Genomic DNA, 12,171 nt, shown 5'->3' with positions numbered 1-12,171 from the left:
CCGACCGATGATGACCGTCGATGCGGCGGTCGATCGTTCGGTTCCTCCTGATCGGACGGCAGTGCCGGCCGCCGCTCACCGGTCGGCGGCCCGTGCCGATCGTTCGGACTGCCGCACCCCGCCGGCGTCGGCGGCCCTCCGCCGGGAACGCCGGCACGCCTCCCGGCGGCTCCGGACACGCGACGGCCCGGGCCGTCGCCCGGCGCGCACCGGTGGGTGCGGCCGTCGCGACGACCCGGGCCGTCGTCTCTCAGCGGATGTGGTGGCGGCGCGGTCGCCGGCCGTCCCGGAGGGGCGCGGTCAGCCGGCGTCCGGACGCAGGTACGGCGTGAGCAGCTCGCGGGCGAGGCCGGTGGCGGCCGGAAGGCCGAGACCGTTCTCGATCATGCGGCTCAGGGCATAGACGACCGACTGGACGAGCTCCGCCATCCGGTCCGGGTCGCTCGCCCCGTGTTCGGTGAGCGCGGCGCGCAACGGCGCCTCGAGGCTGTCGTGCAGCAGCCGGCTGGAGGTCGCCAGCACCTCGCTGTTGCCCGCCGACGCCAGTGCCCGGGCCAGCGCGTGGTCGCCCCGGGCAACCAGTTGCAGGTTGGCCTCGACGTACGCCAGGATCCTCGCCCCCGGCGTGCGGGCCTCGGCCATCCGCTTCTCGACGAAGGCCGACCACCGGGGGAACGTGTCGGCGACCAGCACGTCGAACATGTCGGTGCGGGACTTGAAGTACGAGTACGCGCTGGACCGGGCCAGCCCGGCGTGCCGGGCCACGTCGGCCAGGCTGGGGATCTGCTCCGGATGCTCGGAGAGCAGGGCGCGGGCGGCGTCGAGCAACGCCGCCCGCTGCGCGGCCCGGTGTTCCGCGACGGTCGAGGCTTGGATCTTCGGCACCGCGACCTCCCCGTGTCTCCCGCCGCCGCGTCCGGTCCGCGTCGCTCCCTGCTCGTCGCGGTCAGCTGCTCGTGGCGAGCTTGCCGTCGATCATCTCGTAGATGGTGTCACAGTATTGCAGCACGTCGTGATCGTGAGTGACCATCACGACGGCCACCGAGCGCTCCCGCGCCTCCTGGGCGAGCAGCTGCACGATGTCGTGGCTGCGGGCCCGGTCCAGCGCCGCCGTCGGCTCGTCCACCAGCAGCACCGACGGCTCGGTCATCAGCGCCCGGGCGATGCCGACGCGCTGGCGCTCGCCGCCGGAGAGCTGGTGCGGCCGCCGGTCGGCCTTACCGGCCAGGCCGACGTGCGCGAGCATCTCCAGCGGGTCACGACCGGTCCGCTCCCGTCGCCCGCCCAGCCGCAGCGGCAGGCGCAGCTGGTCGGCGGCGGTCAGCGCGGGCAGCAGGTTGCCCGACTGGAACACGAACCCCACGTGCCGGCGGCGCAGCTCGGTGCGCGCCCGGCGGCTGGACACGGTCATGTCGTGCCCGGCCACGGTGACGGTGCCCTCGTCGGGGCGGGCCAGCCCGCCGGCCACGGCGAGCAGGCTGGACTTGCCCGCGCCGGACGGCCCGACGATCGCGGCCAGCTCACCGGGCGCGACGGTCAGGTCCACGTCGTCGAGCGCGTGCACGGTCTCCGCGCCGTCGCCGTGGCGCAGGTGGACGCCGCGCATGAACAGGCCGAGGCCGGCCGGGGCGGTGCCCGTCGTCGAGGCGGACGCTGTGGGCCGGGTGCTCATCGGTTGCCTCCCAGGGCGGTCGCCGGGTCGATGGAGGTGAGGCGGACGACGGCGGCTGCCGCGCCGACCAGGCCGAGCACGAGCAGGCCGGCCGCGGCGGCGGCGATGCTCTGCGCGTGCAGCGCGAACGGGACGTTGCCGCCGGAGATCAGCGCGCCGAGGCCGAGGCCGATCCCCATGCCGACGGCGATGGCGACTGCGAGCAGGATCAGTGCCTGGGTGAGCGCGTCGCGCAGCACCCAGCGGGTCGAGGCGCCCAGTGCCCGTAGCACGGCGACCTCCTGCTTGCGCTGGATCGCCCAGACCGCGAAGAACGCGCCGGCCACGAGCGCCGAGATCGCGTAGAGGAAGCCCTGGATCAGCTGGAGCGTGGTGGTCTCGGCGGTGTAGCCGGGCGAGGCGCCGTACGACTCGTCGAGCGTCAGGCTCTCCGTGCCCGCCGCCTTGTCACCGGCGGCCAGGTCGACCGAGGCGCCGTCGGCCGCGCGGACCGCGACGGCGGTGATCTCCTGCGCCGCCTGGGCCGGCACCTGCGTACCGGCCGGGGTGCCGGACTTGACCGCCTGCCACGTCGCCAGCGGCACGTACGCCACGTCGACGTGGCCGAACGTGTCCTGCTGCTCGGTGACGCCGACGACGCGCAGCCGCGTGCCCAGCCGGTCCACCGTCACGGTGTCGCCGACGCGCAGGCCCGCGTCGATCGCGGTGGGGCTCACCACGATCCCGTCCGCCGGGCCGAGCCGGTCGCCCTCGCTGACGGCGGGCGACAGGAACGAGCCGGTCTCGACGCCGAACAGCGCCAGGTCGACCTCGGTGCCACCGTCGGTACGCCCGTTGATGAGCGTGTTGCCGAACGGGGTCGCCTCGGCCACGCCCGGCTGGTCGCGCCAGGTGTCCACCGCCGAGGCGTCCACCACGCTGCGCGAGAACGCCGAGTCGTGCTGCACGCCGTGGGCGAAGGCGAACGAGGTGACCGGCAGGTTCTGCAGGCCGGAGACGCCGTCACGGACCAGCCCGACGGACAGGCCGGACAGCATCACCATCAGCACCGAGATCAGCGCGATCACGGCCCCCATCAGGGCGAACCGCAGCCGCGCGAACCCCAGCTCGCGAATGGCCAGGAACATCAGCCGCCACCTCCCAAACTTGTCGACACCATGTCGCCATGTTAGCAACGCGGTGTCGGCAAGATGGTGGTGGTGGTTGTCTACCCGGCCACCGGGCCCGCGGTGGCGCGGCGTGCGCGCCGGCCGAGGGCGGTCACCGCGACGACGATGATCGGCGCGAGCGTGAGGTGGCACGCCGCCAGCGTGATCGTGCTGGTGGCGTCCAGGTCGGCGGGCAGCGTCATGGTGGCGACCGTGAGCACCGCGAGTGCCGGGCCGACGATCAGCGCCGCCCGGACGACCCAGGCGAACCGGGACGCCAGCACGGCGACGGCGGTGAGGCCGAGCGCCAGCGGCAGCGCGCTGAAACCCGCGACGGTCACCGCGTCGACCTCGACCCGCCGGCCGTCGGCGGTGAATAGGAAGCTGCCGCCGGCCGCCCGGCCGATCGCGTACACGATCAGGTTGACGACCACCGCGACGGCGGTGGCGAGCGCGACGACGGCGGTGCGGGGCAGGTCAGCCACGGGAGGTCTCCTCGGCGTGCTCCCGGGTCAGGTACGCCTCGATGCGGGCGAACGCCCCGGTCCAGACCTCGCCGACGAAGAAGTCGCGCAGCTGCGGGGTGGGGAAGCCGCTCTGCACCACAGTCATCAGCGTGCCGCCGTCGCGCGCCTCGAAGGTGACCTCGATGCGCGTGGTCATGGTCGTGCCGTCCGGGCCGGTGCCCGTCGACTCGGTGACCAGCCGGTGCGGGCGGTCGATCTCCAGGAACGTCTGCGTCTCGCGGAACAGCATGTCGGGGGAGGGGCCCCAGACCGCGGTCTGCCTCCCGCCGACCCGCAGGTCGACGTCGATCTCCACGATGCCGGGCTCCTCGTCGAGGATGCCGAACCAGATCTTCTGTTTGCCGGCGTCGGTGTAGGCGTCGAACGCCTCGTCAGGGGTGCCCGGAAGGTGTCGTGTCACTCGCATGTCGAGCGTCATGGTCGCGGTCCTCCGTGGTGAGTGTGAGGTAGGCGTCGAGGCCGTCGAGGCGACGGGCCCAGAGCCGTCGGTAGAAGGCGATCCAGGCCATCGCCGAGTCCAGCGGCGCCTCGCTGAGCCGGCACTGCCGGGACCGGCCGACCTTGCGCGTCACCACGAGGCCCGCGTCCTCCAGCGCGCGGACGTGCTTGCGCATGCCGGTGAGGGTCATCCCGGTGGGCTCGGTGAGCTCGCTGATGGTGGCCGGGCCCGCGCCCAGCCGGATCAGGATGTCGCGCCGGGTCGGGTCGGCCAGGCTGGCGAACACCCGGTCGAGCGTCTCTTGCTGAACCACGAGGTTCACCGTACGACACTGAACCGACTGGTTCAACGTTTCGCCCGAGGTGGGCGTGGCGTACGCGTGAAAGGCCCCGCGACCGTGCGGGTCGCGGGGCCGTCCCCGGCGCCGTGGGAAGGAACGCCGGAGTGCGGGTGCCGGTCAGGTCAACGTGCAGGGTGCGCCGTTGAGGCTGAACGAGCCGGGCCGGGCGGTGTTGCCGGTGTGCATGGCCTGGAAGCCGATGGTGGTCGAGCCGCGAGCCGGGATGACCCCGTTGTACGAGAGGTTGCGCGCGGTCACCTGACCCGAGGCGGGGGAGTAGGAGGCGTTCCAGCCCGAGGTGATGGTCTGGCCGCCGGGCAGCGTGAACGTCAGCGACCAGCCGTTCACCGCGGTCGGGCCGGTGTTGCTGATGGTGATGTTCTCGGTCAGTCCGTTGTTCCAGGCGTTCAGCTCGATGCTCACCGAGCAGGCGCCGGTGCCGGGTGGGGGCGTGGTCGGGCCCGGCGGAGGTGTGGTCGGGCCCGGCGGGGGCGTGGTCGGGCCCGGCGGGGGCGTGGTCGGGCCCGGCGTGGTGGTCAGGCCGAAGAACGCCACCGCGGCCGCGGCCATGCCGGCCGACGGCAGGCTGTGCCCGGCGCCCTGGATGCTGTACGCCTCGACCTGCACGGTGCCGGTCCCGTCGGCGTAGCGCCGCCGGTTCCAGCCGGACTGCGGGGTGTCGGTGGACGTGGGCGTCTGGCTGAGGCCGAACACGTTCGTCCACTGCTCGATCGTCTCCTGGAGCAGCGAGTACGGCACCAGCGTGTCGTTGGTGCCGTGCCACAACTGCACGCGGGGCCGGGGCCCGGTGTAGCCGGGGTACGCCTGGCGGACCGCGTCACCCCACTGCTGCGGGGTGCGGTTCATGTTCCCGCCGGTGCACTGGCTGGAACCGGGGGGATAGTCGGCGGCGCCGGCGAAGCAGTTGAACGGCACGCCCATGAACGCCGCGCCGGCCTTGAAGACGTCCGGGTAGAGCGCCAGCATGTGGTTGGTCATCATGCCGCCGGACGAGCTGCCGGTGGCGTAGACCCGGTCCGGGTCGGCGCCGTACTGCTGCTGGACGTAGCGGACCATCGAGATGAGCGACACCGGGTCGCTGCCGCCGCCGCGCCGCTTGGCCGCGTCGGACCAGGTGTCGAAGCAGTTGCCGAAGCCGGCCTGCTGGGTCGCGCTGGGGTAGATGACGATGAAGCCGTACCGGTCGGCCAGCCCGGCGAACTCGCTGCCGGAGTAGAAACCGGGGCCGGAGCCGCCGCAGCCGTGCATGGCCACCACGGTGGCGGGCCGGGCCGGGCGGGCATCCGGGACGTAGACGTGCATGCGCATCCGGCCGGGGTTGTCGCCGAAGCTGGTCACCTCGGTCAGCGACGCCGCGTACGCGGGTTGGACGGCGGGGAGTACCAGGCCGGCCGCCACCAGCGACGCGGCCAGGGCCACCACCATCTTGGCTCTGATTCTCACGGAATCTCCTTCGATCGCCCTGTGCGGGCGGTGACGGGCGGGCGCGCGCCGCGCCGGCGGCCCGGACCGCCGCGGTGTCGCGTCTCGCCCATTGACGTGTCTCGCCCGGCCCGGCTCCGTCGTGTGGCACATAGTGTTCCCGCCGGACGCTGAAGTGTCAATCGATGTGCCCCGATGAGATGCGGCGGCGTTCGTCTACAGTCGGTGCACCGTCCCTGAGCCCAGCCCGGAGCGCGCGTGGCAAACCCGTTCGACATCGAGGAGATCTACCCGGACGAGGGGCCGGCCGCCCGGCTGCCCCGGCGGCAGGCCGGCACCTCGCCGCAGAACGTCGCGGTGACGCTGCTCGCCGACTACACGCTGCGTACCCGCGCCGACCTGCCGTCCGCGGCGATCGTCGCCCTGCTCGGCGAGACCGGGGTGACGAGCGCCGGGGCGCGTACCGCGATCAGCCGGCTGGCCCGCCGCGGGGTGCTGGAGGGCAGCCGGCAGGGCCGCAACAGCTTCTACCGGCTCAGCCGCTCCGCCGCCGAGTACCTGTCCGCCGGCGGGAACTGGATCATCGCCTCCACGACCGACGTGCAGACGTGGGACGGATGCTGGACCGTCGTCGCCTTCTCGCTGCCGCAGGACCACGGGGCGCAACGCCGGGCGCTGCGCGGCCAGTTGCGCTGGCTCGGCTTCGCGCCGCTCTACGACGGACTGTGGATCTCGCCGTACGAGCTGACCGCGCCCGCGCGGGCCCGGCTCGCCCCGCTCGCCCTCGGCGCGGTCACGGTGTTCCGGGGACGGCAGGACGCGCTGGACGCGATCGGTCAGCGCGCGCCCGTGGACGCCTGGGACGTCGACGCGATCAGCGGGCAGTACGAGGCGTTCCTGCGCCGGTGGACCCCGATGGTGTCGCGGCTCGGCTCCGTCGACGGCGCCGCGGCCGTGCGGGCGCGGACCGAGGTGATGGACACGTACCGGCGGTTCCCCACGCTCGACCCGCGGCTGCCGCTGGAACTGCTCCCCGCGGGATGGCCGCGCCGGGCCGCCCGGGACCTGTTCGCGGCCGTGTACGACGGCCTGGCCGAGGCCGCCGAGACCCACGTCCGGGCGGTCGTCGCGCGGTTCGCCGAGCCGGTGCCGCCGGGCATCCGGGCGCACACCACCGCCGACATGCTCGCCGGCATTCGCGAGGAGCGGCCATGCGCGTGACCATCTCCCTCGACGAGCTGCTCGGTGACGAGGTACGGCGTGACCCGTACCCGTTCTACGCCCGGCTGCACGAGGCGGGGGAGGCGGTCGCGCTGCGGCCCGCCGATCCGCACGCGCTCGTCGTGCACGGATACGACGCGGTCAACCGGGTGCTGCGCGACCCGGTCTTCCGGGTGCTCGGCGCCGAGTACCTGGACCGGGCCGGCGTGCGCTGGCGCGAGCACCAGGTGATCCGGATCCTCCAGTCGTCGATGCTCAACGCCGCCGAGGGCGACCACCTCCGGGTCCGGCACCTGTTCTCCCAGGCGCTCACCCCGCGCCGGGTCGCCGCGCTGGAACCGGCCATCGGGCGCATCGCCGACGACCTGCTCGACGGGCTCGCCGCCGAGGGCGCGGACGGCCGGCCGGTCGACTTCATGGCGCGCTTCGCGCTCCGGCTGCCCAGTGACGTCATCGGTGAGCTGCTGGGCGTGCCGGAGGCGGACCGGGAGTGGTTCCCGTCCCGGGTCCGCGCGTTCGACGCGGTGCTGGAGATCGGCCGCCGGTCCATGCGCGAGGTCCGGGCCGCGAACGTGGCGGCGGCGGAGCTGACCGCGTACTTCACGGGCCTGGTCGCCGCGCGCCGGGCGGCGCCGCGCGACGACTTCGTCTCGGCGCTGCTGCGCGGCCTGGACGACGAGCCCGGCCGGCTGACCTCCGACGAGCTGCTGGCCAACCTCATCATCATGTACAACGCCGGGTTCCGGACCACCGCGAACCTGCTCGGCAACGGGCTGGTGCTGCTCACCGAGCGGCCGGACGCCCGGGCCGCGCTGCGCGCCGAGCCGTCGCTGGCCGCGTCGTACGTCGAGGAGATCCTGCGGTACGAGCCGCCGGTGCACTTCGCGGTCCGCTACGCCGCCGTGGACACCGAGGTCGCCGGTCTGCCGGTGGCGGCCGGCCGGACCGTGGTGGTGCTGACCGGCGCGGCGAACCGGGACCCCCGCCGCTTCCCCGACCCGGACCGCTTCGACCCGTCCCGCGCCGACAACCGGCACCTGGCCTTCAGCGCCGGGCCGCACTACTGCTTCGGGGCGACGCTGGCCCGCGCCGAGGGACGGCTGGTGCTGCCCCGGCTGCTGGACCGCTTCCCGGCGCTGACCGCCGAGCCCGGCCCGCGCCGGGCGTTGATGCTGCGCGGGTACGACCGGCTTCCGGTACGGCTGAACGACCGGGCACCTTGCCAAACCAACCCGATCGAGTAAGGTCGATGCTACGCGGAGTGTCGCTCCGCGCCTCACACGTTCCGTCGAGCAGGTCGAGCGCGCCGCCAGGACACCGTGGAAGGGAAACACCGGACATGACCGACGAGATCCGCGCGTTCCTCCTCGCCGCACTCACCGAGATGAAGTACGACGTCTCCGACGTCGACGACGACACCGTCTTCGGCCCCGCCGGGCTCGACGTGGACTCCCTCGGCCTGGCCGAGCTGGCCGTACGCGTGGAGGACCGGTTCGGGGTCGCCTTCGACGACGACGAGGCGGAGGACCTCGCCATGATGACCGTCGGCGAGTTCAGCCGGACGGTGGCGGCGCGCATCGCACCGGCCTCGGCGCACTGACCGATGTCGGGGCACGGCACCCGGCCGCGCGGCGTCCCGGCGCCCACGCCGGCGCAGCGGGCCCGGTGAGCGTGCGCGAACCGGTCACCGTCACCGGGATCGGACTGGTCAGCCCGGTCGGCGCGACCGCCGCCGAGGTGTTCGACGCGGTCTGCGACGGCCGGTCCGGGCTGACCCGGCCCCCGGCCGGCCATCCGCTGCACGGCGTCGTCGACGTCGCCGCGTTCGCCCCGGCGATCGACCCGGCGAGCGTGCTGCCCGGCCCGGAGTCCCGCGTCGTGGACCGGTCGATCGTGATGGTGCTGCGCGCCGCCGAGGACGCGCTCGCCGACGCCGGACTGCGGATCGGCCGGGACGTCGATCCGTACCGGGTGGCGGTCGTCGTCTCCGGCGTCGGCGGTCTGTCCACGCTGGAGGAACAGGTGCTCGCCCGTGCCGGGCGGGGCCGGTTCGGGGTCAGCCCGTACATGCTGCCCGGGACGCTGCCGAACATGGGCGCGGCCCGCATCGCGATCAAGTTCGGCATCCACGGCTACACGTCGTCGATCGGCACGGCGTGCGCGGCCGGGGCGCAGTCGATCGGCGAGGCGCTGCGCATCCTGCGCGCCGGCGAGGCGGACGTGGTGCTCGCCGGATGCGCCGAGGCACCGCTGTTCCCGACGTTCGCGGACGCGTTCGGCAACGCCCGCGCGCTGGCCCGCGGCTGGGCCGACCCGGCGGCCGCGAGCCGCCCCTTCGACAGGCGCCGCAACGGGCTCGTCCTCGGCGAGGGCGCCGGGGTGTTCGTGCTGGAACGCGCCGCGCACGCCGCCGCGCGGGGCGCCCACCGGCACGCCGACGTGCTCGGCTGGGGCGCCACGAACGACGCCCACCACCCGACCACGCCGCGCCCCGACGGCGCCGGCGCGGCCCGCTGCATGCGGATGGCCGTCCGCGACGCCGGGCTGGTGCCCGGCGACATCGGGTACGTCAACGCGCACGGCACCAGCACCCGGGCCGGGGACGCCGCCGAGCTGGCCGCGCTCGCCGAGGTCTACGGCGCCGCCCCGCCGCCGCTGAGTTCGACGAAGGGCGTGACCGGGCACATGCTCGGCGTCTCCGGCGTGATCGAGGCGGCGATCGCGGTCGAGGCGCTGCGCCGCGGCCTGCTGCCGCCCACGTACAACCTGGACGACCCGGAGCGGGCGGGCGAGGTCGACCACATCCGCGAGAAGGCGCGGGTGGCGGCGGTGGACGCGGTGCTGTCCAACTCGTTCGGCTTCGGCGGCCACAACGTCAGCCTCGTCCTGGCCCGCCCCGGCTGAGCGGCCGGCCCGGCTGAGCGGCCGGCCCGGCTGAGCGGCCGGCCGGGATCTCAGCGGAGCGTGATCACCGTGGCGGCGCCGGACGCGGCGACGGCGACGGTGAAGTGCGGGCGCAGCATGTCGGCCACGTAGTCGAGGTCGGCGACCAGCGGCACCGGCAGCAGAGCGCGCTGGTCCGGTCCGGTACGGGTGGCGACCAGCTCGATCCGGTCGGCCTTGAGCAGCCCCCGGGTGAGGAACGCGGGCAGATCCTCGGGGAGCAGGCACCGCCACATGTCGACGTTGACGATCAGGTCCAGCGCGCCGGCCTTGAACTGCTGGAGCACGGTGCCGAGCAGGTGGGAGTTCGTCTCGCCGACCGGCGCGTCGTGGTCGAACGTGTGCGACCCGGCGCCCAGATCCAGCGTGGACACGCCGTTGCCGACGACCAGCGCCGCGCTCGCCGCCAGCTCCTCGCGCAGCGACGCGGGCAGCACGTCGGGCCGGCCCAGCCCACCGGCCCGGTACGCCTCGATGGCCTGGCCGTAGAGCCGGATCCGGCCCAGGTGCCGGCCGAACGTGTTGAGCCCGTACAGCACCTCGACGTCGTAGCGCAGGTGCTTGCGCAGCAGGTACTTCATGTTGTCCATCGAGGCGAGCCCGTTCGACGTCTTGCGGAAGTGCGGCAGGTGGTACGAGAGCGCGTCGACGTCCAGCCGGAACAGCTCCGGCGGCGCGCCGTGCAGGTGGAACACCCGGTAGAAGAAGTCGAGATCCTCGAAGCCCCACTTGACCATCGCCTCGTCGAACCCGCCGACCCGCCGGAACGACTCGTGGTCCACCGACGCGTTGTGGGTCAGGCCCAGCACCCAGGGCGCGCTCGGGAAGTCGTCCGTCCGCTGCGGGAGGGCGATGTCCTCCAGCCGCGGGTCGCCGCGTTCGGCGTCGAGCATCGCCGGTGCGACCGGATCGCCCCGGCGCAGCGCGTCCGCGCCGGCCCAGTCCAGGTCGTACCGCTGGCCGAGCAGCACCCCGGGCCGCCCGGCGCGACCGGCGTGGAAGTCGCGGTGCCGCTCCAGCAGCCCGGGATGGGCCACCGTGTCGGCGTCCAGGAACATCAGCGTGTCCGCGCGGGCCCGGGCCGCCGCCGCGTTGCGGTTGGCGCTGCGGCCCCGGTTCCGCTCGCTGCGGACGTAGTCGATCCGCAGGCGGTCCCGGTAGGCGTCCACCACCGGGCCCAGCGCCACGGCCGAGCCGTCGTCGCCGACGATCACCTCGAAGTCGCCGGGCGGCAGCGTCTGCCGGGTCAGCGACCGCAGCGTCGCGTCGAGCGCGGAGCCGTTCTCGTGCGCGGGCACCACCACGCTCAGGCCGGGCCGGTTCACGTCTCGGCCTGCTCAGCGCGGGGTGGAGTTGGCGGTGATGTAGTCGGCCAGGTCGCCGAGCGTGGCCATCCGATCCTCGTCGAGTTCCTCGACGTCGATCTGGATCTCCAGCTCGTCCTCCAGCGACAGCAGCAGCTCCAGGCCGAGCGAGGAGCTGAGGCCGAGGTCGTCCATCAGCTGGGTCTGCTCGGTGACCGGCGCGTCCGGCCGGAGCATGCGGGTCAGCAGGACGGTCAGGCGGTCGACGACCTGGGCACGGGGCGGCGCATCGGCCGGCGCGTCGTGTTCTAGCACCGGGCGTCCCGCGAGTCGATCATGCGCGTCGGCATGGAGTCATCAGAGCAGGGGGCATCGGCAGGTGTCAACGGGTACGGCGATCGTCACCGATCGTGACCGAGGGTGGTGTGGCACTCGACGGCGTACGGCCGGTCGCCGGCGAGCGCGACCGCCACCGCGTGCCCGGCGGGTGCGGGCAGGTCAGCGAGCCGGTGCGGGCCGGCCGGGTCGACGCACTCGACCACGTCGACCCGGTGCACCGGCACGGCGAGGTTGGGCCACAGCCGGCCCCCGGCCGCCTTGACCGCCGCCTCCTTGCGCGCCCACAGCCGGGTGAACCGCAGCGCCCGGCCGGCCGGGTCCGGTCCGGCGGCGACGTGCCGGGCCTCCCGCGGGTCGAAGAAGCGCGCGGACGCCGACACCGGGTCACCGCCCGGCGCGACGTGCTGGATGTCCACCCCGACCGGGCGGCCCTCGCTGAGCGCGACCGCCACCAGGTCGCCGGAGTAGGACAGGCTCGTGTGCAGGCCGCGCCACAGGCCGGTCAGCGCCGGTTTGCCGTACCGGCCCCGGCGCCAGGTCAGCGCCGCCGGTGGCGCGCCGGTGGCCCGCCCGGCCAGGACGCGCAGCGCGCCGTGCGCCACGGTGAACCGGTCCCGCAGCGCCCCGGTGCCGAGCCGCGTGGCCCGGTCCCGCTCGTCCGCGTCGAGCACCGCCCGGTACCGGGCCAGCTCGTCCGCCGGCACCGCCACCGGGACGATCCAGACCCGGACGGCGTCCCGCATGGACGGCAGCGTAACCGTGCGCCGTCACGTTGACACACACCGATGCGCGTTG

14 protein-coding genes are annotated in these 12,171 nt (G+C 74.1%); 4 read left to right on the top strand and 10 right to left on the bottom strand.

Annotated features, from left to right (window positions below):
- Positions 1-300: 300 nt before the first annotated feature.
- The 7 genes from NMK34_RS18495 to NMK34_RS18465 all read right to left on the bottom strand — a co-directional run bounded on the left by NMK34_RS18495 (position 301) and on the right by NMK34_RS18465 (position 5,590).
- Positions 301-885 carry a TetR/AcrR family transcriptional regulator gene (locus NMK34_RS18495; protein ID WP_135240649.1) on the bottom strand — a complete coding sequence of 195 codons (585 nt, stop codon included), beginning with the start codon at positions 883-885 and terminating at the stop codon, positions 301-303.
- A 61-nt stretch (positions 886-946) separates the two neighbouring features.
- The gene (locus NMK34_RS18490) at positions 947-1,672 is read right to left on the bottom strand and encodes an ABC transporter ATP-binding protein (RefSeq protein ID WP_318334485.1); all 726 of its coding nucleotides are present in this window, start codon (positions 1,670-1,672) and stop codon (positions 947-949) included.
- Positions 1,669-2,799 carry an ABC transporter permease gene (locus tag NMK34_RS18485; protein WP_318334484.1) on the bottom strand — a complete coding sequence of 377 codons (1,131 nt, stop codon included), beginning with the start codon at positions 2,797-2,799 and terminating at the stop codon, positions 1,669-1,671. Before NMK34_RS18485 ends, NMK34_RS18490 begins: the two co-directional genes overlap by 4 nt.
- Positions 2,800-2,879: 80 nt before the next feature.
- Positions 2,880-3,305 (bottom strand): DUF6069 family protein, encoded by a 426-nt coding sequence (locus NMK34_RS18480; RefSeq protein WP_318334483.1) that lies wholly within the window; start codon positions 3,303-3,305, stop codon positions 2,880-2,882.
- Positions 3,298-3,765 (bottom strand): SRPBCC domain-containing protein, encoded by a 468-nt coding sequence (locus NMK34_RS18475; protein ID WP_318334482.1) that lies wholly within the window; start codon positions 3,763-3,765, stop codon positions 3,298-3,300. Before NMK34_RS18475 ends, NMK34_RS18480 begins: the two co-directional genes overlap by 8 nt.
- A complete protein-coding gene (locus NMK34_RS18470; RefSeq protein ID WP_318334481.1) occupies positions 3,719-4,099 on the bottom strand; it encodes a metalloregulator ArsR/SmtB family transcription factor in 381 nt (126 codons plus the stop codon). Before NMK34_RS18470 ends, NMK34_RS18475 begins: the two co-directional genes overlap by 47 nt.
- 144 nt (positions 4,100-4,243) lie before the next feature.
- Complete coding sequence (locus tag NMK34_RS18465) at positions 4,244-5,590, bottom strand: PHB depolymerase family esterase (protein ID WP_318334480.1); 1,347 nt, start codon at positions 5,588-5,590, stop codon at positions 4,244-4,246.
- Positions 5,591-5,827: 237 nt separating this feature from the next.
- On the opposite strand from NMK34_RS18465, the gene NMK34_RS18460 reads away from it, so the two are divergent.
- From NMK34_RS18460 to NMK34_RS18445, 4 genes are all read left to right on the top strand, one after another.
- A complete protein-coding gene (locus NMK34_RS18460; RefSeq protein ID WP_318334479.1) occupies positions 5,828-6,790 on the top strand; it encodes a PaaX family transcriptional regulator C-terminal domain-containing protein in 963 nt (320 codons plus the stop codon).
- Positions 6,781-8,034 carry a cytochrome P450 gene (locus NMK34_RS18455; RefSeq protein WP_318334478.1) on the top strand — a complete coding sequence of 418 codons (1,254 nt, stop codon included), beginning with the start codon at positions 6,781-6,783 and terminating at the stop codon, positions 8,032-8,034. Before NMK34_RS18460 ends, NMK34_RS18455 begins: the two co-directional genes overlap by 10 nt.
- A gap of 95 nt (positions 8,035-8,129) precedes the next feature.
- Positions 8,130-8,390 (top strand): acyl carrier protein, encoded by a 261-nt coding sequence (locus NMK34_RS18450; RefSeq protein ID WP_013286876.1) that lies wholly within the window; start codon positions 8,130-8,132, stop codon positions 8,388-8,390.
- Between the two features lie 65 nt (positions 8,391-8,455).
- The gene (locus tag NMK34_RS18445) at positions 8,456-9,694 is read left to right on the top strand and encodes a beta-ketoacyl-[acyl-carrier-protein] synthase family protein (RefSeq protein ID WP_318334477.1); all 1,239 of its coding nucleotides are present in this window, start codon (positions 8,456-8,458) and stop codon (positions 9,692-9,694) included.
- Between the two features lie 50 nt (positions 9,695-9,744).
- Here NMK34_RS18445 and NMK34_RS18440 read toward each other — a convergent pair whose 3' ends face one another.
- The 3 genes from NMK34_RS18440 to NMK34_RS18430 form a co-directional block, all read right to left on the bottom strand.
- Complete coding sequence (locus NMK34_RS18440) at positions 9,745-11,058, bottom strand: glycosyltransferase family 2 protein (RefSeq protein WP_318334476.1); 1,314 nt, start codon at positions 11,056-11,058, stop codon at positions 9,745-9,747.
- 12 nt (positions 11,059-11,070) lie between these two features.
- Complete coding sequence (locus NMK34_RS18435) at positions 11,071-11,352, bottom strand: phosphopantetheine-binding protein (RefSeq protein ID WP_318334475.1); 282 nt, start codon at positions 11,350-11,352, stop codon at positions 11,071-11,073.
- Positions 11,353-11,438: 86 nt separating this feature from the next.
- Positions 11,439-12,119, bottom strand: a complete 681-nt coding sequence (locus tag NMK34_RS18430) for a 4'-phosphopantetheinyl transferase family protein (protein WP_318334474.1) — start codon at positions 12,117-12,119, stop codon at positions 11,439-11,441.
- Positions 12,120-12,171: the final 52 nt, after the last annotated feature.

The sequence above is a fragment of the Micromonospora sp. BRA006-A genome, from assembly GCF_033433935.1.
GTDB lineage: Bacteria > Actinomycetota > Actinomycetes > Mycobacteriales > Micromonosporaceae > Micromonospora > Micromonospora aurantiaca.
The sequence above is the reverse complement of the archived record's forward strand: the minus strand, read 5'-3'. Positions and strand labels throughout refer to the sequence as shown.

What these genes read in the sequence shown, in the direction of transcription:
- NMK34_RS18485 (WP_318334484.1), bottom strand. Translation starts at nt 2,799, where the DNA reads ATGTTCCTGGCCATTCGCGAGCTGGGGTTCGCGCGGCTGCGGTTCGCC.
- NMK34_RS18490 (WP_318334485.1), bottom strand. Translation starts at nt 1,672, where the DNA reads ATGAGCACCCGGCCCACAGCGTCCGCCTCGACGACGGGCACCGCCCCG.
- NMK34_RS18475 (WP_318334482.1), bottom strand. Translation starts at nt 3,765, where the DNA reads ATGACGCTCGACATGCGAGTGACACGACACCTTCCGGGCACCCCTGAC.
- NMK34_RS18450 (WP_013286876.1), top strand. Translation starts at nt 8,130, where the DNA reads ATGACCGACGAGATCCGCGCGTTCCTCCTCGCCGCACTCACCGAGATG.
- NMK34_RS18455 (WP_318334478.1), top strand. Translation starts at nt 6,781, where the DNA reads ATGCGCGTGACCATCTCCCTCGACGAGCTGCTCGGTGACGAGGTACGG.
- NMK34_RS18430 (WP_318334474.1), bottom strand. Translation starts at nt 12,119, where the DNA reads ATGCGGGACGCCGTCCGGGTCTGGATCGTCCCGGTGGCGGTGCCGGCG.